This window comes from Rhizobium sp. 21-4511-3d, from assembly GCF_053522545.1.
Window position 1 is genome coordinate 61,482 of the sequence record NZ_JBNWCF010000014.1, and the last position, 21,002, is coordinate 82,483.

21 protein-coding genes and 2 pseudogenes are annotated in these 21,002 nt (G+C 61.0%); 14 read left to right on the forward strand and 9 right to left on the reverse strand.

The features are described 5' to 3' along the window. Positions 1-102 precede the first annotated feature (102 nt). The 4 genes from ACQZ5H_RS25940 (at position 103) to ACQZ5H_RS25955 (ending at position 2,142) form a co-directional block, all read left to right on the forward strand. Positions 103-558: a DUF3846 domain-containing protein gene (locus ACQZ5H_RS25940; RefSeq protein WP_449099374.1), complete on the forward strand. Its 456-nt coding sequence runs from the start codon at positions 103-105 to the stop codon at positions 556-558. After that, complete coding sequence (locus ACQZ5H_RS25945) at positions 555-1,070, forward strand: hypothetical protein (protein WP_449099375.1); 516 nt, start codon at positions 555-557, stop codon at positions 1,068-1,070. The genes ACQZ5H_RS25940 and ACQZ5H_RS25945 overlap by 4 nt, the downstream gene beginning before the upstream one ends. Before the next feature lie 27 nt (positions 1,071-1,097). Continuing rightward, positions 1,098-1,544 (forward strand): hypothetical protein, encoded by a 447-nt coding sequence (locus ACQZ5H_RS25950; protein ID WP_113465165.1) that lies wholly within the window; start codon positions 1,098-1,100, stop codon positions 1,542-1,544. A gap of 292 nt (positions 1,545-1,836) precedes the next feature. Then, complete coding sequence (locus tag ACQZ5H_RS25955) at positions 1,837-2,142, forward strand: hypothetical protein (RefSeq protein ID WP_449099376.1); 306 nt, start codon at positions 1,837-1,839, stop codon at positions 2,140-2,142. 180 nt (positions 2,143-2,322) lie between these two features. Here the strand turns inward: ACQZ5H_RS25955 and ACQZ5H_RS25960 are convergent, their stop codons facing one another. Continuing rightward, on the reverse strand, positions 2,323-2,475 hold the full coding sequence (locus ACQZ5H_RS25960) for a hypothetical protein (protein WP_449099377.1): 153 nt from the start codon (positions 2,473-2,475) through the stop codon (positions 2,323-2,325). 312 nt (positions 2,476-2,787) lie between these two features. Between ACQZ5H_RS25960 and ACQZ5H_RS25965 the strand changes: the two are divergent. The 3 genes and pseudogenes from ACQZ5H_RS25965 (at position 2,788) to ACQZ5H_RS25975 (ending at position 6,068) form a co-directional block, all read left to right on the forward strand. Continuing rightward, a pseudogene (locus tag ACQZ5H_RS25965) lies at positions 2,788-4,399 on the forward strand (RcgA family putative transporter). Continuing rightward, a complete protein-coding gene (locus ACQZ5H_RS25970) occupies positions 4,389-5,411 on the forward strand; it encodes an alpha/beta fold hydrolase (protein WP_449099378.1) in 1,023 nt (340 codons plus the stop codon). The pseudogene ACQZ5H_RS25965 and the gene ACQZ5H_RS25970 overlap by 11 nt, the downstream one beginning before the upstream one ends. A 459-nt stretch (positions 5,412-5,870) precedes the next feature. Next, positions 5,871-6,068, forward strand: a complete 198-nt coding sequence (locus ACQZ5H_RS25975; RefSeq protein WP_449099379.1) for a hypothetical protein — start codon at positions 5,871-5,873, stop codon at positions 6,066-6,068. Positions 6,069-6,290: 222 nt separating this feature from the next. Here the strand turns inward: ACQZ5H_RS25975 and dsbG are convergent, their stop codons facing one another. From dsbG to blh, 6 genes are all read right to left on the reverse strand, one after another. Further along, positions 6,291-7,094: a thiol:disulfide interchange protein DsbG gene (gene dsbG, locus ACQZ5H_RS25980; RefSeq protein WP_077549651.1), complete on the reverse strand. Its 804-nt coding sequence runs from the start codon at positions 7,092-7,094 to the stop codon at positions 6,291-6,293. A 200-nt stretch (positions 7,095-7,294) separates the two neighbouring features. Further along, entirely contained in the window at positions 7,295-8,092 is a 798-nt protein-coding gene (locus tag ACQZ5H_RS25985; RefSeq protein ID WP_077549652.1) for a sulfite exporter TauE/SafE family protein, read from the reverse strand. After that, entirely contained in the window at positions 8,074-8,505 is a 432-nt protein-coding gene (locus ACQZ5H_RS25990; RefSeq protein WP_077549653.1) for a YeeE/YedE family protein, read from the reverse strand. Before ACQZ5H_RS25990 ends, ACQZ5H_RS25985 begins: the two co-directional genes overlap by 19 nt. After that, complete coding sequence (locus ACQZ5H_RS25995) at positions 8,502-8,912, reverse strand: YeeE/YedE family protein (protein ID WP_077549654.1); 411 nt, start codon at positions 8,910-8,912, stop codon at positions 8,502-8,504. Before ACQZ5H_RS25995 ends, ACQZ5H_RS25990 begins: the two co-directional genes overlap by 4 nt. Continuing rightward, positions 8,909-9,256: a sulfite-sensing transcriptional repressor BigR gene (gene bigR, locus ACQZ5H_RS26000; protein WP_097142925.1), complete on the reverse strand. Its 348-nt coding sequence runs from the start codon at positions 9,254-9,256 to the stop codon at positions 8,909-8,911. The genes ACQZ5H_RS25995 and bigR overlap by 4 nt, the downstream gene beginning before the upstream one ends. Beyond that, positions 9,247-10,545: a bifunctional sulfur transferase/dioxygenase Blh gene (gene blh / locus ACQZ5H_RS26005; RefSeq protein WP_109707831.1), complete on the reverse strand. Its 1,299-nt coding sequence runs from the start codon at positions 10,543-10,545 to the stop codon at positions 9,247-9,249. The genes bigR and blh overlap by 10 nt, the downstream gene beginning before the upstream one ends. Positions 10,546-10,664: 119 nt before the next feature. Between blh and ACQZ5H_RS26010 the strand changes: the two are divergent. Further along, positions 10,665-11,113 (forward strand): annotated as a pseudogene (locus ACQZ5H_RS26010) (hypothetical protein). Positions 11,114-11,144: 31 nt separating this feature from the next. On the opposite strand, the gene ACQZ5H_RS26015 reads toward ACQZ5H_RS26010, so the two are convergent. Beyond that, on the reverse strand, positions 11,145-12,512 hold the full coding sequence (locus ACQZ5H_RS26015) for an ATP-binding protein (protein WP_077549656.1): 1,368 nt from the start codon (positions 12,510-12,512) through the stop codon (positions 11,145-11,147). After that, positions 12,509-13,171 (reverse strand): response regulator, encoded by a 663-nt coding sequence (locus tag ACQZ5H_RS26020; RefSeq protein ID WP_077549657.1) that lies wholly within the window; start codon positions 13,169-13,171, stop codon positions 12,509-12,511. The genes ACQZ5H_RS26015 and ACQZ5H_RS26020 overlap by 4 nt, the downstream gene beginning before the upstream one ends. Positions 13,172-13,275: 104 nt before the next feature. Here ACQZ5H_RS26020 and dsbD point away from each other — a divergent pair, with 104 nt between their 5' ends. From dsbD to ACQZ5H_RS26050, 6 genes are all read left to right on the forward strand, one after another. Beyond that, complete coding sequence (gene dsbD / locus ACQZ5H_RS26025) at positions 13,276-15,120, forward strand: protein-disulfide reductase DsbD (protein WP_097142928.1); 1,845 nt, start codon at positions 13,276-13,278, stop codon at positions 15,118-15,120. Beyond that, a complete protein-coding gene (locus ACQZ5H_RS26030; protein ID WP_077549658.1) occupies positions 15,117-15,932 on the forward strand; it encodes a TlpA disulfide reductase family protein in 816 nt (271 codons plus the stop codon). Before dsbD ends, ACQZ5H_RS26030 begins: the two co-directional genes overlap by 4 nt. Beyond that, positions 15,929-16,624, forward strand: a complete 696-nt coding sequence (locus tag ACQZ5H_RS26035; RefSeq protein WP_097142929.1) for a L,D-transpeptidase — start codon at positions 15,929-15,931, stop codon at positions 16,622-16,624. Before ACQZ5H_RS26030 ends, ACQZ5H_RS26035 begins: the two co-directional genes overlap by 4 nt. Beyond that, positions 16,625-17,236 carry a DsbA family protein gene (locus ACQZ5H_RS26040; protein WP_077549659.1) on the forward strand — a complete coding sequence of 204 codons (612 nt, stop codon included), beginning with the start codon at positions 16,625-16,627 and terminating at the stop codon, positions 17,234-17,236. A 104-nt stretch (positions 17,237-17,340) separates the two neighbouring features. Further along, positions 17,341-18,099, forward strand: a complete 759-nt coding sequence (locus tag ACQZ5H_RS26045; RefSeq protein ID WP_077549660.1) for a L,D-transpeptidase — start codon at positions 17,341-17,343, stop codon at positions 18,097-18,099. Positions 18,100-19,027: 928 nt separating this feature from the next. Further along, entirely contained in the window at positions 19,028-20,956 is a 1,929-nt protein-coding gene (locus tag ACQZ5H_RS26050) for a ParB/RepB/Spo0J family partition protein (RefSeq protein ID WP_449099380.1), read from the forward strand. The last annotated feature ends 46 nt before the right edge of the window (positions 20,957-21,002 follow it).

Here is a 21,002-nt window from a genome sequence, read left to right on the forward strand (position 1 = left end):
TCTCCCCCGCTGCTCCGCGCGAACTCGGGAACAGGAGCGGGGCTCCTGCCCACGAGGGGCATGAGAAGACCGCTTCGCGGAAATGGAGAAAGGGTGAGAACTATGACTACAACCGCAACCGTTTACCTGCTGGACCCAGAAGCCGGGACCATTCAAGCCGCACAGGTCGCAGCACCGAGCGCGTTCTCTCAGACCTACGGGCTGATTGGATGCCAGCTTGTCGAGGTGGTGCCATTCGACACGAACCACGTTCTTATCGTCGATGAGGAGGGTTTGCGCGACGGCTTGACCGCTTTCACTGTCTTTGACGGCTACCCGCAGCCATTGGCCGGAAAGATCGTTCTTGCCAGTCTGGACGGCTCGCATGTCCTACCGCCGCAGATCAGTATTGAAGAAGCAGCAGCCCGCCTGAACGTCTGCAAGCCGGTTCTTGATCCGGTCTTTGCCAAGGCGGACGAGGATTCTTCCCATGGGGTTATTCTAGGCGGCGCTTTGATCGGGTTTCAGACTCGCATCACCCGCACACAGCCAACCGTCATGGCGGGGGTAGTCCGATGATCATCGCTGTTGTCGAGGACCGCACCCTGTCCATCGACCGGATGAAACGGGCGAATGTCATCATTCGCCGAATGGAGAAGGATCAGGCGAGCGAAGCCGAAATTCTGGCCCAAGTGATTGCGGAAACCCGCATGGACGAGGATAGGGCATCGCGTGGCGTCACCCTTGCCCCTTGGCAGAACCGACGCGGCTTTTCCACCACCAACACCCGCGCCGAGCTGCGCCGCATGCAAACCCGCCTCGCTTCGCTTGCTGCGATGAAGAAGCGCGGTGACCGCGCCGATGACGTCGAGACGGAGGCAGGAGCCGTCACGGTCAAGGAAAATACCGACATGGCCCGCATTCAGTTGCTGTTTCCCGGCAAGCCGGACGAACAGACGCGGCGCACCCTGAAATCTCACGGGTTCCGCTGGTCGCCGTCGCAGGGGGCTTGGCAGCGCAACTTGAACGAGGCCGGACGCTATGCGGCAAGTCTAGTTTTGAAATCGATCAGCGGCGACAGCGCCGCTTGATCAGCCCCGGAAAAAGAGGTTCCCCACATGAATGAGCAGATTTTTACAGTCATGGAGTTTTCCGGCAGAGGCGATGCCATGTTCGGCGGTAGTGCCGCCGATTGGAGCCTATACACCCAAGAAGACGGCTCAAACGCTTTCATGAGCGCCGCCGACGCGCAGCGCCGCCAGCTGGTGAAAGCCTATTTCCCGACCAAGGAGGAAGCGAGTGAAGCCGGAGAGGCGGCCAGCCAGCGCAAGGGCCTGATCTCTGCCCTGCCTGTTCGGCGCGTCGATGAGATCCCCTATGCGCAACTGCGCTGGATTGTCGGAAACATGCACGTCGGGACGAGTGATGACGACTTGAAAGCCGACATCAAGGGGCGCGCAAAATCGGGCATGACCGCGAACCCCGACCTGCTGGCCCAGGCTTGCGCTTACGCGCTGGCAAGCCACCGAGCCAATCAGGGCTTGGTTGCACATTTCCGGCTATAGGAGGCGAAGCATGAAAAGCAAAGGCCAGCGCCGAAGCGTCGAGGTGTTCGACACGCCCTCCGGTTTAGGGGGGAGCCACACGGTTGAGGTTGTCGAGAACCTTGGAGACGATAAGGTCAGGGTCGCGTCTGGTGTGGACGCGCCGCCGCGACAGGTTGGGAAGCCTGGAAGGATTGGGACGGCTACCGCTTTGACACCGAATGCGCCAGCCTGACCAACAAGCGGTCAATGCCGCTGTTCAAATAGGACCTGGGCCGCATTTCGAGGCGGCCCGACATCAGGAGGGACACCATTGAGCCGCTACACCGTGACCGTGAAGACCGACGGAGAAACTGACGAGAATGCCGTAATCGGCTATGATCCGCCGTTGCGCACCTTCTTTCTGCAGGCGTTTCCCGATGAGGAAACCGACGAATACGCGCTGTGGTTCGGGACGCTTCTTGATCAGCACCCAAGCCTTGAATCGATCATCGAGAGCGCGCGCCGTTTTGGCTATGAGATCGAAGGGCTGTCACAGAACGCCATCATCGCCATGACAAAGGAGGCGGGCACGCCGACGCCGCTTAGCCTTGGCGATCGATTGGGCTTATTACGCTGACAATAGTCTGACGCTTTTGTTGCGGGGCCGGTTCGAAAGAGCCGGCCCCGTCATCGTTTTGGCCGTTGCGAACCTGGCCGCATCGAGCGGACTGCGGTTCGCCCGAAGGGAGCCCATTCCCCTCCCTCGGCTCCCCTCCCGCCCGATTGCTACCGCAGACGAAGGGGCAGGATCTGGACGTCAAACGTTTGACCCGTTGTTGGTGGTGTGTGAGATCGACTGCATTTCCTGAGCCGTGAGCGTGCCTCTCGTCGCGATCAGATAGGCCGCAAGATAGGTCAGCTTCAGCTTCGCTTCTCCGTCGTCTTTCGGCTGATAATTGAGGATTGCCATGCGACGTGCTTTCGCCTTTTTCCCCCCTTGAAGCGCGGCTGCATGCTGATCGATCAACTCACGAAGCGAGGGTCCTTCTCTTGTCGCACTGACTGCGACCTCCGTTCCCGCTTTCCTGGGCGTCGGTAATACCCGTGTCGGTTTGTTGCATCGAGCCGCAACTGTTTCGGGGGACGAACGCGAACTGGATGACGACAGTAGCATGGCGGATGCCTCACCGATCTAGTTGCATTGGGGATCGTCTCAGACCATCAAATCGTCCACAACGCACGATAGGATACGAAACAAGACGAAATCTTGGGCTGTAAGTCATTGGAAAAAAACGGTAAGATTTTTGTTCCGCCCCCTGCTGATGCAAGCGATTTCAAGGAACTGTTCAAGAAAATGGCTGCTGCGGGTGCAGGACGCCTGTTGGGTGAAGACGGTTTTCCCCAAGGCCCGTGGACCCCGGAGCTGCTGGCGGAGGCGATCTCAAAGATCGACGCCAACCGTGTCGGGGTGGATCTTCGCACGGTCCAGCTCTGGTTTCAGGAGAACGACAAAGGCATTAGCCCGGCCAACATTCGCTGGCTTGCCCGCATCTTCGGTTGCGACGATCGTGAGGCAACGAATGAGTGGCTGAAAGAGCTCACTGCAGCCCAAGCGCGCCTGGCGGCCAAGCGACGCGAGCAGAAGAAAACCGGCAATGTCGCTGCCCTTCGCGTGCCCGACATGCCACCACCAGATTTAGTCGATGACTCGGTGCAGGTGACGCCACTGCTATCCGTCGACCTCCAACCGATGCCGGCGGAGCGATCGGGTCTGGCAATCAAGACGGAAGCGATTTTTGCTGAACGGTCGGATCTGAACTTGCCGGCTTCGATATTTGCTGGCTCTTCTGCCTTGGGGTTCTTGTCCTACATCCTCGGCATCCACAGCATCACCTACATGCGGGAAGACGGCATCGAAAAGCAGGTTGGCTTCCTCTGGGCACCGAACTGGACCTTCCTGTTCATGGTGCTGCTGCCGCTGTTCTTTGCCATCGTCATCGAGCTTCTGGTTTTCTGGAAGCATGATGGCCGCCTCCGGCTCCTGACAGAGGTTGATCGCCCGAAAAGCGGCGAAGCCTGGACGCGAAATCTGCAGGCCAACTCCCACACCTATTGGGCGGTGTTCGTCATCTGCGTTCTGTTCGCGGGCGTGGTGCAATGGATCGGCGTGCAGCTCATCCCGCTGCTTGAGCAAAGACAGGATTTTGCCCCAAGCTGGGGAACGATCGGGATCACCAGACCCGATATCCTGTCGACGCCGGCGGCAATCGTGTTTACCGCCCTTGCCTATCTCTACATGTCCGTCAGCTTTTATCTTCTCTTCGCCGGCCTGATCCTGCTGCACACAATCCTCCATGATTTATGGAAGCTCAAACGCGAAACTACGCTTCGGGGCGAGCAGGGTCACGGGCCAGATGTCAGTGAAATCGGTTTGCGGATCATGCGGGGGGTCTTCAGATGCCGTCCTCGTCGTCCTTGCCGCCATCTGCATGAAGGCACAGAGCGCTTATCTCGCTTCGCAAGGCCCCGATTTTGTTACATGGCTGGTTCGCGATGTCTGGGCTGCGCTGGCAAATTACGACGATGGAGATCGAAGCTTCGATTACATCATGCCCACCCACTACAGCAGCCTGCTCGTCGTGCTTTCGACCTGCAGCGTCTTTCTCTATGGGGCCATCCGCTTGGGTGATGATCACCATCTCCGGGCGCCACTGTGGAAGATGTCCGCTGTGATCGGTCTGTTGTTCGTCTCATACATGTCGATCGACGCATTCGATGGCTTCTCGGTCTTGCTGCTCGTTGCCGGTCTGATCGCAACCTATGGTCTGTTCGATCCGGCGTTCAGGCCAGTTTGGCGCACCCGTCAGATAGGAGGCGACAGCCATGTTTCATGAATGGCTTGATCGTTGGGACGAGGATCGCGCACAGCGCGGCGAAGAGGCCAAGAAGATCACGGACCTCATTCTGGACGCGCATCGTGCATTCCCAAGCACGGGGGCGGCTGAAACGGTGGAGGAGTTTTGCGTTCTCGGGGAAACGGCCGCCGCTGATCCGGACTTTTTTGAGCCGCCTGATGCGAGCGATCATAGCTTCGAGCTGCGGGATGGCTGGCTGAAATTCCCTTCAGACGTTGCAACCGATGTTGCCGAAAACAACATCGTGTGGGCCAGGATCACCGAAAGCGGAAAACGCGATCAGGCGGTGGTGATTTTCCATCACTGGAACGCGACCAGTCGGAACCGGCAGATTGCCGGGTTCCTCTCCTGGCAAGGGATCACGGTCATCGAGATCGCCATGCCATACCACTTGGAGCGCAAGCGGCCCGGCTCGCTCTATGCCGATTACATGCTCAGCGCCAATCTCGGCCGCACGGTGCAAGCCGTCAGACAGGCTGTATGGGATGGGCGCAAGCTCACTCGTTGGCTGAAGCGCGAGGGATATCGGGATGTTTCCGTTCTCGGGATGAGCCTTGGTTCATGGATAGCCGGACTGGTCGCGGCACATGAGCCCGCCGTTTCTCGGGCGTCGCTCTTCCTCACGGCAGGAAGCCTTGCCGAAATGGTATGGACCGGGCGCGCAACCCGATCGATCCGAAAGAGCCTCGAGCCGTATCTTACGCTTGCCCAGCTGCAAAGAGCGTGGGCACCACTCAGCCTCGAAAACCATGCGGACAGGCTGGCGCGGCCAGGCCTCGAACTTCATGTCATTCTGGCATCGAGGGACACGGTTGTTTTGCCGGACGTGTCAGAACGCCTGCTAGAACGGCTGAAGAATGCCGGAGCCACAGTGAGCGTGCTGCGGCTGAATTGCGGGCACTACTCTCTTGGACGGCCACCCTACATCTTGGGAGCCGGATGGAGCCTGAAGCGGTTTTTGTTGCGTAAGCGCGAGGCCGCCCAGGCTTAGGAGCGCTTGAGCGCCGCATCGAGCGGCACCCAACCGCAATGAGGGGAGCCCCCTTCGGCCCCTCCCCTCAAACTCCCCTTCCCCCTCACGACGGGCGCGCCCCGCAAGCGGGACGGCTCACTGAGGCTTGTTGTCGTTTCCGGCCAGGAGCGTCGACGCGAGCGCAACCACTGCTGCAGCATCACGGGGATGGAGATCCGACCTGGCGGCCGGATCACGATTTGCCGGTTGACGACAAAGACGACGGCCGGGGCTACGAAGGCCGCGTTTTCAGGCCGCTCCTTAGTGGCCGTACGCAATCTAATGCTGCGCACGATACGGCAGGCCCCGCCTTAGCGTGCAACCCTAAAGGGTTCTCCTCTCCGCGTCGCTCCGTTGCGATCACTACGCGATGCACTCGGCGGTTCCAGCCGTATTCGAGCTTCGCGATTACGCACAACCACTAAGGAGGAACCTCTGATGAAAACGCTCGTAACCTTCTGCCAGAAAACCGGCCGTCGCCTCCGCCAGTTCATCAACCGGCAAATCGCGAAGTTGTCCCATAAGGGCCAACTTCGGTTCTCCATCGCCGTGATGCTTCCGCTCCTCGCCAAGGTCGAGTTCAGCTATCAAGTCGAGCTCAACAGCAAGGCTGGAAACGACAACAAGCCTCATTGAAGTGCGGCCGCACCCTGCCCTGCAGGGTGCGGCCTATCCGTCGTGATCCCGAACCTGCGGCCTTGTTCAGGGGCGCGAGCTCTCAGGCGGCCGCTTCGCAGCGGCGCCTTATCTTCCGTCAGAGGAGGTTGGGGTCGGTTCGGGCTGAGGGCGAAATGACACGCTAACGAGCGTAGTCAGCCTTCGGCCCATTGCAGACATAGAAGAGCGGAGCGGGTTAAGCTATCTCGAACCCAAGATCATCTCGAGCGCGGCATCCTGAGGCAGACCAGCCATCTGTCCGATGCTGCCATCTGCCTTCCTGAAGACAATCGCAGGGGTGCCGGAAAAGCCAAGCTCGGTCATCAGGGTGGCATTGTGCTCAAGCTTTTCCGCCATTGCGGGGCTGACCGTTTCCAAAGGGGCGATGCCGCCGTCCTCGTACTTGTGTTCGTTTTCGGCCAATGCCTCCTCAGGAGACTTAGCCTCAAGAATGGCAGCCGCCTTGGCAGGCGAATCCTGTCTGATCACGCCGACCATGACATGCCGCAACTGCACCTTGCCCGCTTCGACCCATGGTCTGGCAGACTTCCAGAATTGGTGGCAGTAGGGACAGTTTGGATCGGTAAACACGTAGACGATCCTTGGCGCGTTTGGGCTTCCGTCCTTCACCCATGTGGATCGCTCAAGCTTTTGCCAGCCCTCTTCCGAGATCGGCGCTTCTACCATCTCCTTGAGTTGGGTCTCCGCCATGTCCTGTCCTGCTGCGTCGACAAGTGTGCCAACGACCACATGTTCGCCATCCGGGGTGAGGTAAAGTGCCAGAGGTTGAGCGCCAGCTTTTGCGGCGAATGCTCTCAGACCGCCTGGCACCTTCATCTCTCCAAGGATTGTCAGTCCCTGCTGCTCGATCGCCTTCAGGATCCGGGGATACTCTTGGGGCTGCGGGACATCCTCGGCTGCGGCGATCTGTGGTGCAGAACCGAACAGCAGCGCTGTGAACAGCATCAGGGTGGGTCTGAGATTGGTGACAATGAAGAGGCGCATTGGAGTTCCTTCAAAAGCTGTCGCTTGACCTGCTCACCTTAAGGCAGCCTTAAGGAGCGGCCCCTGTGCATGTGGCAGCGCCGGTCCTTGCTTCTGTCCGAGTAAGTGTCGCTTTGTTAACGGCGTCCTGAATAGACGTTCACTCGGCGCCGGCACCGCTATGAGGCGCCAGGAGGTCGCCACATTGAGATTGGCCGCCCTCAGCCAATCATCGACGTCCCCCAGTTGCGATAGAGGATGTAGGCTGCGACCACGAAGATCAGCGCGGCAAACAGGCGGTTGAGGATGTTCTTGTAGGCGCTGAGGCGTGTGGCGAGGAGCATTCCGAGCACGCCGCCGATGATGCCACCACCAATGAACTCGGCGGCAAGCCACCAATCCACCAGACCGGAGCTGGCGTAGTTCAAGGCGGTCGCCAGCCCGAACACGCCGACGGAGAGGAGCGAGGTACCGATCGCGTTGATCATCGGCATGCCGGTCGCCAGCATCAGGCCGGGAACGATCAGGAAGCCTCCGCCGATGCCGAAGAAGCCGGATGCCGCGCCCGCGGCCAATGCGACGGCCGCGGTGGCGAGGCACATCCGGAGGTCGACAGGACGGCATTCGACCGCAACTGCCTTCCTGGGCTTGAGCATCAGAGCGCCCACAACCACCATCAGGATGCCGAACAGGAAGATCAGTCGGTCTCCGTCCATCGCCTTGCCGAGGCTTGAGCCGGCAAGCGCGCCAACCACGCCAAGCGCGGAGAAGACGGCCGCGCACCGCCACCAGACATGCCCCTTGATCGCGTGGCTCACAAAGTTGGCAAAGGCGTTCACGGCAACCGCAAGCGCGCCCGTTCCAATGGCAACATGCGGCTGCGTGACGCCGACGACGTAGAGGAGGAGCGGCGTCGCCAGGATCGACCCACCGCCGCCGAGCAGGCCGAGCATGAAGCCGACGATCCCGCCGGAGCCGACTGCCGCAAGAATTGAGGTGGTCACGTCCGTCTGCTCCATACTCGGTCGTGCAAGGTCATGCCCACCAGCATGGCGATGACGAACAGTACCGTCTGGGGGATGCCGATGGGCAGCGACGCGACCGCCGGGCCGGGACAAAAGCCACCGATCCCCCAGCCGAGGCCGAACAGGGCGGATCCGATGATGAGCGGCGGGTCGATCTGCCGATTGGTCGGGACATGGAAGCTGTCGCCGAAGGCCGGGTGTCGCATCCGCTTCATCACCTGAACACCGATGAAGGCGACGACGACGGCACCGCCGAGAACAAAGGCAAGACTTGGATCCCACGTGCCGAAGATGTCGAGGAAGCCTTGGACGCGTGCCGGGTTCAGCATCCCGGAGAGGGACAGGCCGAAACCGAAGACGATGCCTGATGCGAGCGCGGCAGCGAACTGGTAGATATTCCGGTTCATGATCCAAGACCTCGCAGAAGGGTAACGGCAACCACGCCGGCTGTCAGGAAGGTGGCGACAGCCACCATCGAGCGCGGCGACAGGCGGGCCAGCCCGAGGACGCCATGCCCGCTGGTGCAGCCGGATCCCATCCGCGAGCCGAATCCTACCAGCAACCCGGCGACGATGATCAGCGGCCAGCCTGCAGTGATCTCGACCTCTGGCCAACCATCGAACATGACGAGGTAGGCCAATGGCCCGAGCAGCAGGCCGAGCACGAAGGCCAGGTTGGTGGTCAGGCCGACACCCTGGGCAAGACGGCCGACGATGCCGCTGATCCCGGCGATCCGGCCGTTGAGGAGCAGCAGCATGACCGCTGACAGGCCGATCAGCATGCCGCCGGTCAATGATGGGAGATACTGGCTCATGTGTGGTCCTTCACGCAGAAGATGTCATAGAGGGCGGCGACCAGCTGGGCCGCCTTCTCCTCGGTCAGGGAATAGAAGATCTGCTTGCCGTCCCGCCGTGTCTCGACGATGCCGGAGCCACGCAGCACCGTGAGGTGCTGCGACAAATGTGGCTGATGCAGATCGAGCTTCTCTTCAAGCTCGCCGACCGAGTATTCTCCCTCCACCAGCGTGCAGACGATCATCAGCCGCGCCGGATGGGACAGCGTCTTGAGGAGGTTTGCCACCTCTTCGGCGCGGCTCGCCATTTCGACCGGGGAAAGCCCTGCCTTCAACATTGCCTTCAGGTCGGTGCTCATTCCCATGCCGCCCCCTGCAATGCATCGAGCGGGAACTTGAGGTAGCGCTTGCCGTTGGCTTCCGGCTCCGGCAGACGCCCGCCGCGGATGTTCACCTGCAGGGCATGCAGGATGAGCTTTGGCATAGGCAGCGTCTTGTCACGCTTGGTTCTGAGAGCGACGAACTCCTCCTCGCTCACGCCGGCAAGATGCGGGTTGGATTTCTTCTGCTCGGCCACGGTGCTTTCCCACCGAGGCGCCCGATCATCCGGCTGATAGTCGTGGCCCGTGAAGATCCGCGTCTCGTCCGGGAGCGCGAGGATGTCCTGTATCGACCTCCACAGCACCCGTGCATCACCACCGGGGAAGTCGGCACGCGCCGTGCCGCTGTCGGGCATGAACAGCGTGTCGTGGACGAAGGCTGCGTCGCCGATCACATAGGTGATGGAGGCGAGCGTATGTCCGGGCGAGAACATCACCTTCGCATCGATAGACCCGACCTTGAACGTATCGCCGTGGGCGAACAGTTGGTCCCATTGCGATCCGTCGGTGGCAAGCTCGGGCCAGTTGTAGATACCCTTCCACAGCTTCTGCACGTCCACGACGCGCTCGCCGATGGCGGTGCGCGCGCCGGTCTTCTCCTTCAGGTACTGGGCGGCCGAGAAGTGGTCGGCATGCGGATGGGTGTCCAGGATCCACTCGACCGTCAGTCCTTGGGCGCGGACGTAGTCGAGGATGGCGTCGGCATTGAGCGTCGCCGTCGCACCTGCCTTCTCATCGAAGTCGAGAACCGGGTCGACAATGGCGCACTTGCCCGTCTCCGGATCGGAGACGACATACTGGACGCTCCAGGTGCGCTTGTCGAAGAAGCCCTTGACCTGCGGTCGGCGGGGGGCCTGCTTCTCCAGCCAGGCTGCAGCGCCCCTTGTGTCGAAGCCGCGTTCACGTCCGAAGTCCATGACCTGGTCGGCACGCAGGCGGCCGTCGAGGACCTCTCCGATCACATAGAGGTTCAGCGACCGGGTGCCGGTCTTGCAATGGGCGAAGACGGGGCCCTCAGATTCATCGATCGCGCGCTGGAAGGCGCGCACGTCCGCCTCGGTGATGGTGGCTCCGGTGACTGGAATGAACGCATAGGACAGGTTGCAGTGCTTTGCTTCCTGCGCTTCGGCTTCGGTTCCCGGCTGTCCGGGCTCCTCGCCATCCGGGCGATTATTGATAAGTGTCTTGAACCCGTTCGCGCGCAGCGAACGGATGTCTTCGACGCTTGGCTGAGACGAGACCGAAAGCTTCTCGGATACACTGGTGACAGGCATAACTAGCTCCGCGTAAATATCGTTATACGTTCTAATATATTATATAGTGAGTTACCTTCAAGGCCGGTCACGGAACTTTGTGCTTCCCCTGGGGTTCCCGCGCAAAGGAGATCAAAACCATGGCCACGACAGCGAACCGGGTCAGCGCCCAGACATCCGACGAGATCAACAACCGCCTTCGCTGGCAGATGGAAGAGAGGCTCGCCTACTACGAAGCCCACCCCGACCAGATCGCAGCGAGGCTCGCGGAACTTGATCGGGAGTGGGACATCGAGCGGACGCTCGAAGCAAATGCCTCCTCTTTGGCATTCACAGGGACCATTTTGGCGGCGACAGTAGACAAACGATGGCTGCATTGCCGGCAATCGTAACCGGCTTCCTGTTCCAGCACGCCATCCAAGGCTGGTGTCCGCCCCTGCCGGTATTGCGCCGCATGGGGTTTCGGACGGCGGAGGAAATCAACCAGGAGCGATATGCGTTGAAAGCGCTCAGAGGTGACTTCGACGCCAAGGGCGGCAACAGGCTCGATGCTGCGCTACGAGCCGTCGGGGTCAGACGGGGTCCATAAGCGCAACAGGACAGGGCCAGCCGCCAAGGGCTCAGATCGGAAACGACGCCCTCGCAACAAACCAGCGAGCACCTCTCTCGAAGGTCAGGCTTCCGCCTAGACGGGCGAGCGCCATCTGGACGATCGACAATCCAAGCCCGCTACCATGACCATGCGCCTTTGATCCCCGGAAGAAGCGTTCCGTGACGCGCTTTTCGTCCTCCTGCTTAATTCCCGGTCCCTGGTCCAGGATTTCAACGCAGACTTCGTTTGTCCTCGCCAGGACGCGGCACCTGACTTCGCCGGCCTTTGGGGAATGCTGGATGGCATTTTCAAGCAGATTGCGGAGGACCAGACGAACAAGGATCCTGTCGCCCCGGATGACGGTGGGTGGCTGAGCCTGGTCTGAAAGTTCCATCGCCACATGGACGTCGTTCGCTGCGAGCTGGTTCTCCAACTCCCAGGCCACTTCCCCGACAAGGACTGCGATATCGACCTCCTCATCGCTCGTGACGTCCTGCGACGCATCTACGGCGGCAAGATCGATAAGCTGCCTGACCATCCGGCTGGTTCGGTCGACGCTGGTGGAGATGCGAGACAGCGCGTCACGCTGGACGCTCGGTTCGTCGGTTCGAAGGGCCACCTGCGCCTGGGTCTTGAGACCTGCGAGCGGCGTCTTCAGTTCATGCGCTGCATAGGCGGTGAAGCTCCGTTCGCGGTCGCGCGCTTCAGCCACGCGACCGAACAGGCTGTTCAGCGCCCGGATGACCGGCCGAACCTCCCGCGGAACCGATCCCGCATCCACCGGGTGGAGTTCGGATGCAGAACGGCCGGCAAGCCCTTCGGCAATACGCGTCAGTGGAGCAAGGCCACGCCCGACGCTCAACCAGATCAACGCTGCCAGGACGGGGAGAATGACGATCCCGGGGAGAAGCAGTCCCTTGATGACGTCGCCGATCAGCCGGTCTCGGATCTCAAGACTGTCACCGACCAGCACACGGACGCCAAGCGTGGGATTGACGACGGCGTAGACCCGCCACCGTTCTCCTTCGATCTCCGTTTCTTCGAAGCCATCTGTATGGCTCGCCAGCGAGGTTGCAGGCGCGCTTTCAGAGCGGCTGACGAGGCTGCCCTGAAGCGACCAGATCTGGCAGGAAAGTTGACGGCTATAGCCGCCGCCGGCTTCCTTAAATGGCGGAGGGGGAGTATCGGCAGTTGCCGCATTGGCTGCCGCGGAGGGATCGATCTGGTGATCCGTGATCAGCGAACTCACCATGCGTGCCGCTTCCATCAGGCGCGCGTCCAGTACGCGCTCGACTTCGGCTTGCGTGCTCGCATAGATCCAGGCGGCAGCGAAGAGCCACACCGCGCCGGTCGTGGCAATCAGGATTGCAAACAGCCGGATCCGTATGGAGTTCATTGTGCCGCCCTCAATCGATAGCCTGCGCCCCGAACGGTCTCGATGAAGCTCGCGCCCAGCTTGGATCGGAGCTTGTGGACGTGAACTTCCACCGTATTGCTCTCGATCTCCTCCTGCCATCCATAAAGCTTCTCCTCGAGATTAGACCGGGACAGGATGACGCCGGGCGTCTCCATCAGCGCCTGCAGGATGACGAACTCCCGCCGCGAGAGGGAGATCGCCATGCCGTCACGCGATGCGGACATGCGCGCCGGGTCGAGGCTCACGTCCTTCCATTCGAGAAGCCCTGTGGCCCTGCCGTGTCCACGACGGACGATGGCACGGAGCCGGGCAGCGACCTCGTCGAGATCGAAAGGTTTTCCGAGATAGTCGTCGGCTCCCGAGTCCAGCCCTGCTATTCGATCGGCAACTTCGTCCTTCGCAGTCAGCAGGAGAACAGGGGTGCGGTCGCCGGACCGTCGCATCCTTGCCAGTACATCGAGGCCAGTTCCGTCCGGGAGCATCAGGTCCAGGATGACGGCATCAAATCTGTCGGCCTCGATCGCAGCGTCGGCATCGGCAACCGATGTCACGGCGTCGACCGTGAAGCCGCACATCTGCAGCCCGACCTTCAGGCCGTCCAACAGGATCTCGTCATCTTCCACGACCAGCAGGCGCATCACATCCTCATCTGACTTCGCGTCCTCCCTGCGCCGGCTACCTTAAGGCTGCCTTAAGGTTGGGAGGAGAGACCGCCGCTCCAACCCAAGCAACGGAGCGGACCTTGCGTTTCTTCCTGTCGGTTTCATCTTTCATCGTGGCCTTAGCCGTCTCGGCGGTGGCGTCAGCTATCGAACCGCCGCTTCCAATGGATCAGGCCTTTCGCATGGAGGCAGGACGCGACGGTCCTGACATCGCATTAAGATGGCAGCTTGAAGACGGCTACTATCTCTACCGAGAATACCTGAGTGTGAAAGACGCCGACGGCAGACCTCTCGAAATGACAACCCCGCCGGGCGTCATCAAGGAGGATCCCGGATACGGAAGCACCGAGGTTTATTATGGGACGGCTACGGCAACGATCGCCGGACCGGTCACTGGTTTCGTCAAGGTCACCTACCAGGGCTGCCAGGATGGCGGTCTCTGCTATCCTCCGACCACGGTCGATCTCGACCCTGCTGCGTTGACGCCTGTAGCCAGCAAAAAACCGGCTGGTCTTCAGACTGCGCTTCAGTCACAGGCAGCCTTTCCTCTGGTGTCCAAAGCCGCGCCGGAACCCGCCGACACGGCTGCAATCCGTATCTCTGACCAGTCCTCCAACGGACTCGTGGGATCTCTGCTCGATCGCGGTGGAGTGCTGTTGCTGGTCGCCGGCTTCATGGGGCTCGGCGTCCTGCTGGCCTTCACGCCATGCGTGTTTCCCATGTACCCTATCCTCGCCGCGACCCTTTCGAGGGAGGGCGAGAGCCTGTCGGCTGGACGTGGATTTGTATTGTCGTCAACCTACGTCCTTTCTTTGGCGGCTGCCTTCAGTCTCTTCGGCGTGGTCGCTGCATGGTGGGGTCAGAGCTTCCAGATCGCGCTCCAGTCTTCCGCTGCCACACTCGTCGTTGCAGCCATCTTCGTGGCTCTGGCACTTTCAAGCTTCGGGATATTCGAACTCCAGCTTCCCTCCTTTCTCAGGAACCGGCTCGCCCCACGCCGCGATTCAGGAGGTTCACTGGCGTCTTCGGCAGCGCTCGGATTCTCATCCGCTCTGGTGATCGGACCTTGCGTTACGGCTCCGCTCGCCGGCGCGCTTCTCTACATTGCGCAGACCGGAGACGTCGTCCTCGGCGCGACGGCCTTGTTCGCGCTCGGCATCGGCAAGGGCATCCCCTTGATCCTGATGGGGACCTTCGGGTCGGGCCTGCTTCCGCGTGCAGGACAATGGATGGAACGGGTCCGGCAGGTCTTCGGCTTCCTGTTCCTCGCCACCGCGGTCTGGCTCGTGGACCGTCTGCTGCCTGCCGGAACTGGTCTTCTGTTGTGGTCTATCCTGGCGATCACCTTCGGGGTTTTCATCGGAGCCTTCGATCAGATGAGACCTGAGGCCGGCAGCGCTGCACGATTTGCCAAATCTGCTGGCATGTTGGCCGCTCTCTACGGCGTCATGCTAGCGATTGGCGGCCTTTCGGGCGCAACCGATCCTCTGAAGCCTCTCGCGCCCATCACTGTCGCGCGCTCCGGAGACGCAACACCAACGAAAGCGATTGACAAGGATTCCTTCCAGTTCGCTGCCTCCTCCTCCGAACTGTCCTCGCTGCTGGCAGCCGACGCGGGAGACACCCCCTCGCTTGTCTACTTCACGGCCGACTGGTGCGTCACCTGCCGGGTGATCGAGCGATCCGTTTTTCCGGACCCGACGGTGGTGAACGCGCTGGACGGCATCCGCCTGATCTCGGTGGATCTCAGTGAGATCACCGAGGCCAACCAGTCGCTGATGAAGGACCTTCAGGTCGTCGGGCCCCCGACAATGCTGTTCCTCGACGGCAACAACGATGAGATTGCCGACAGCAGGCTGGTGGGAGAGATCAGTGCAGACACCGTTACGACGTCTGCATCAGCAGCCAAGAGCGCCCTTCGATGAACGCCGTCTCCTTCGGTCCCTTCGCGTTCGACGCCGAGCGCTTCGCTGCCATCGTGGGCATGGTCGTGTTTCTCGCTGCAGCGTCCGTTCTTGCCCACCGGGTCGACGACAGGCTCGGACGCTGGTCGTCTTGGACGGCTCTGGTCGGACTGGCGGCGGCGCGCCTGGGGCATGTTCTGCAGCATGCCGGGAGCTTCGCTTCGGAGCCTTGGCGGATCCTTGCGGTGTGGCAAGGCGGGTTCTCCTGGAGCGGAGGGGCCGCAGGCGTCGCCGTGGTGCTGGTCCTGCTGTTCCTGAAGAGCCGAAAGCTTGTCGGATGGGCCGTGGCTAGCCTTGCCGCTGGCATGGTTGCGACAGCGGCGACGCTGGCGTTGACCTATTCTGACCCGCAGCTAGCGCCCGTCACCTCCAGCTTCCGGACACTTGATGGTGCCGAAAGAGGGATCGGTGCCAACGGTCGTCCTACGGTTCTGAACCTGTGGGCGACGTGGTGCCCGCCTTGCCGCCGCGAACTGCCGATGATGGCGGAACTCGCTGCCAACATGGCCGATGTCGACTTCGTCTTTGCAAACCAGGGCGAGCAGGCGGCCAAGATCGCTGACTACCTCCGGAGTGCGAACCTCGATCTGCCGCAGGCGGTGCTCGATCCGCAGCTTCTGCTCAGCCGCCACTATTCGGCGGTCGGTCTGCCCGCAACACTCTTCTTAGCAGCCGACGGCACGCTGGCCGGCTCTCACCTCGGCGAGATTTCCCGCGAGGTTCTCGCGCAGAAGATCCAGGAACTCAAATCTGAAGAAGGAATATCCGAATGATCCCTGCCCGAGCGGCCGATCTGTGGCGACCGTTGACCGCCTCGCTTTTCGTCATGGGGTTGTCGGCCTGCGCGCAGACCGCCGCGGAGCCCGCAAAGGTCGAAGCCCCGAAAGCGGACCCGTCGTTGGCCAGTATGTATGCGCCGATCAAGGATGGAGACGAAACCATCCCCGGCGTCGACGTCTCCAAGATGGATCCGAAGAATGTCCGCCAGGTTGTGGACTACAAGACCGGCTATCCGGCAGGCACTATCGTGGTCGATCCCCACTCCCGTTTTCTTTACCTCGTCATGGAGGGTGGCAAGGCGATGCGCTACGGCGTCGGCGTCGCCAAGGCCGGCATGGAATTCGAGGGCGAGGCCGATATCGCCCGTAAGGCGCAGTGGCCGGGCTGGGTGCCCACCCAGAACATGATCAAGCGCAATCCGGAGCGCTACGGCCCTTTAGCATCGGGCCTGGAGGGTGGCATCAAGAACCCTCTGGGAGCACGTGCCCTGTACCTCTACCAGGGCGGCAAGGACACGCTCTATCGAATCCACGGGACCAATGAACCCTGGAGCATCGGCAAGTCGGTCTCGTCCGGCTGCATCCGGCTGCTGAACCACGACATCATCGACCTGCATCGCCGCGTGCCGAAGGGCTCCAAGGTCGTCGTGCTCGGACCTGAAGAATCGCGAAAAGGAGAAGTATGAATGATTACCCGCAGAAACCTGCTCGCCGTCACCGCGGGCACTGCCGCAGTGGCTGCCGTCCTCCCGCGCCTGGCGTTCGGCCAGGAGATCACCGAAAAGACCGTCTTCCATGATCCGGACGCACCAGTTCTCGGCAATCCCAAAGGGGACGTCACGGTCGTCGAATTCTTCGATTACCAGTGCCCCTACTGCAAGAAGATCCATCCCATGCTCGAGAAGGTCGTTCGCGAGGACGGCAATGTCCGGCTGGTGCTGAAGGACTGGCCCGTCTTCGGCGGTGCCTCGATCTTTGCTGCCCAGGCAGTTCTCGGAGCCGCCCAGATCGGCAAGTACGAGCCTGCAATGGAGGCGCTGATGAAGACGACGGGCAAACTGACTGAAGAAGCCGTGGAGAAGGCGCTCACGAGCACCGGCCTCACGATGAAGGAAATTGCTGCCGCCGTGAACAAGCACAGCACCAAGATCTCGGGGCTGCTCGACCGCAACTACAGCCAGGCGCTCGCCTTCAACTTCGCAGGTACGCCTTCCTTCGTCATCGGCCGGACCACGTTCGCAGGTGTGCTGGATGAGAAGGGGCTGAAGAAGGCGATCGCAGAGGCCCGCGCGGCCTGAGCGGGTGGCTCCACGGCGCACTGGCCTCCGCCATTCGTCACTTAAGGTTGCCCTAAGGCGGGCAGGCTTGGAAGCAGCCCGCGAGATTAACAGAGAGTACCGACATGGCCTATGACAGTCAGACTGAAGAGAGAACGAGCAGCTCAAATGGACGGTGGGTGGGTGCAGGCTTGCCAAGGCGCTCCTTCATCCTTGGTGTAGGGGCGATCGCCGTCTCTGGCTGTGTATCGACCCAACCGCCGCCCGTCGTGACGATCGCCGAACCTCCGCCAGCGCCTGCGCCGGTGGTGCCGCCGATGTACTATGCAATGCCCAATGAGAGGTTTCCGATCCCGGAGGTCGACATCAGCCAGCTACCGCCGCAGTTCTGGCGAACCGAGGTGGACTATCCGACGAACGAGAAGCCAGGCACCCTCGTCGTCGATACGCCAGCCAAATATCTCTACCACGTTAAGGCAGGTGGCCGCGCGACCCGCTATGGAATCGGAGTAGGACGGGAGGGGTTCGCCTGGGCTGGGGAGGCCATAATGGCTTACAGGCGGGAATGGCCGCGCTGGACACCGCCTGATTCAATGGTTGCGCGGCAGCCAGGGCTGGAGCCCTACAGCATTGCAAATGGAGGCATGGATCCCGGACTCAAAAATCCACTCGGTGCTCGCGCCCTCTATATCCATGAAAACGGGAAGGACACGCTGTATCGGATACACGGCACGCCTGAGGCGTTCAGCATCGGGAAGGCCGTTTCCTCAGGTTGCATTCGGCTCATCAATCAGGATGTGATCCATCTTCACGACGAGGCAAGAGATGGCAGCCGCATCGTCGTCATTCCCGACCCGGCGATGAGCCATCTGCTTGTGGGATGAACTTCAGGTTGACCCGCGTGTCACATCACCAGCGGGTCAACCTGTGATCCTGGGGCAGGAATCGCCGCGTTCGGCTCGCTTTAGAAATTGCCGCAACGCAGCCGTATGCGCTGGACTGCAATGTCCGCTGTTGGCGCAAAGCGGCCAGATGCGAGCTGTCCCAGATGAACTGAAGTCTGGCTGCGACTGTTGAGCAGCTGTTTCAGATCGCCCACTACATCATGAACGCAACGCCCAGGCTGTAGAAGCACGGAACGGTTTTGCCGGGGGAAGTCGGTCCCGGCTTCCGCTTCGCGGCGCTATGCTAAGCCTCCTGCGGCTTCCCTTTATCCTTCAAAACCGTGTCGAGAATTCCCGCTTTCCCGCCCTTTAAGGAGGGGCGGCGCTATGCTGAAAGCTCCGATGTTCTTCATTGTCCTTCTCGGATCTCGGACTGGCGCCGATCGATCCGAGCTGAGCCGCTGCTGCCGCTATCGACACGTTGAATCAAGTTGAAATGGAGATCTTCCCGAGGAGCGGAGCGCTCATCACTCGGAGCGCAGCGGGCAGATCCATCGTGTTATAACCTGGATCAGAAGACGGAGAACCGGCGTCGCCGGTTCACATCCGCAAGGAGCGGCCAGGATCGGCCGCCCATCTACCCTGCCCTGTACCGCTCTTACGATAGGTCGCCGATCGCGCCAATGGGCAAGCGCGCAAGCGCTGTCGCTCGTCAGGAAAAACGGCTTTCGCCGTCGGGCCGGCAAACCTTCCTTTTTTCCTTCCTCCCGCCCCATGACCCGATCGGCGTCCTAACGGGAGCGGGCTCAAGCCCTCCCCCTTCGTTCCGCCGGATGTGGGGGCACATCCTTCGAGAACGAAGGCAGAGGCTTCGCCCACTAGCGGGGCTTGCTCCCAAGGGAAACGGGAAAAACTGGAGCAAGGAACCATGAGCGACATCATCGCGGTAGCACTTAACAAGCTGGACGCAGACCCCAAGAACGTCCGCAAGACCTACATCAAGACGAGCATCGAGAGCCTGTCGGCGTCCATTCTCGCCAATGGCGTCATTCAAAACCTTGTGGTGCGCAAAGCAACCAAAGGCCGATACCTCGTGACGGCTGGCGGTCGCCGCCTCGCAGCCCTCAATCTTCTGGTCGAACGGGGCGAGATCGGGGCCGACTACGCCGTGAACGTCATTGTCCGGGAGGCGGGTGACGCAACAGAGTTAAGCCTGACCGAGAACGTGATGCGCGAGGCCATGCACCCCGCCGACCAGTTCGAGGCATTCAGGGCGTTGTTCGATGAGGGCAAGTCCATCAAGGACATCGCCGCCCGGTTCGGGACAACCGAAATCATCGTCAACCGCCGTCTTGCGCTGGCGAAGGTTTCCCCTGTCCTGTTCGCGGCGTTCCGCGCCGAGAATATGACCTTTGAGCAGCTTGCCGCCTTCACCATCACCGACGATCACGCTCGACAGGAAGAGGTTTGGAATGCCCTCCCCTCATGGGATCGTAGCGCCAACACAATCAAGCGCCGTCTCGCCGTGGATGAAGTCCCTGCAAGCGACAAGCGGCTCGCGCTGATCGGCGGGTTGGAGGTTTATGAAGCGGCTGGCGGTCCAGTGCGCCGCGACCTGTTTGCCGAGCAGGGAGGAGGCTTTGCATGCGATAGCGGGTTGCTTGAAAAGCTGGTTGCCGAGAAGTTGGAGGTCGAGGCGGAAGCCGTGAAGGCCGAAGGCTGGAAATGGCTCGAGTGGTGCGCTCAGCAGCCGGATAATATCTATCAGATGGCCCGGGTTTACCCGCAGCGCGTGGACCTCAGCGACGAGGATCAAGCCAAGCTGGACGCTCTGACCGAGCGTTATCACGAACTGGCGGCGCAGATCGATGCGGATCAGAAGGATGAAGGTGCAGAGGCCGCCTTGTCCGCCGTCGAGCAGGAAATCGCCGTCCTGCAGAAGCGTGAAGAAGCCTATCGGAGCGAAGACCTCGCGATTGCAGGGGCAATTGTTACCATCGACCATTGGGGCAAGGTATCGGTGCTGAGAGGCCTTGTCCGAGACGAGGACAAGAAGAAGGCCGAAGCCACAGAAGGAAAGCAAGGCGGGACGACCGAGGACGCTGACGGCGCTTTGAAATCTACGGCGCTTACTCACTCAGCGGCTTTGATCGAGGACCTGACCGCTCAGAAGACGGCGGCGCTTCGAGTCGAGCTGGCGAACAATCCCGAAATCGCGCTTGTCGCAGTCGTCCATGCGATGTTGCTCAAAGTGCAGTATCGGACCGCATGGGGCATTCCCGGCCACCAGAGCGCGCTTGAAATCTCTGTCACTCATGAAGTGCTGGACGGTTCGATGAAGCGTCCCGCCGAGAACAAGGCCCTTGAGGCGTGGGGAAGCCTTGAGGAAAACTACGGGCACCGGCTTCCCGGCGATCCTGCTGACCTTTGGGAATGGCTGATGGATCAATCGCAGAGCGAGTTGTTGCAGCTTCTGGCCTATGCCGCCGCCCATTCCGTCAATGCAGTTGAGAAGAAGTTCAGCAGTCGGAGCCATGCGCTGGCACATGCCGACCAAATGGGCCGCGCATTGAATGTCGATATGCGGGATTGGTTCGAGACCACGGCGGAAAGCTATTTCAGCCACGTCAACAGACCAACCATCCAAGCCGTTGTTGCCGAGGTGCGCGGCGAGGATTTCGCCGCTGGTGTCGGCAACATGAAGAAGGGCGAGGCTGCGGAGTATGCCGCCAAATCCATTAAGGACAGCGGTTGGCTTCCGCCTCACGTTCGGATCGCGTCTGACCCCGACGCAGAGGGTGAGACTGAAACCTCTGAGGAAAAGAGCGAACACTCGTTCCCGATGGCAGCGGAATAATCCCGCCGCTGCTTGTCCCCGGTCACGTCCTCCAGCGTGACCGGCT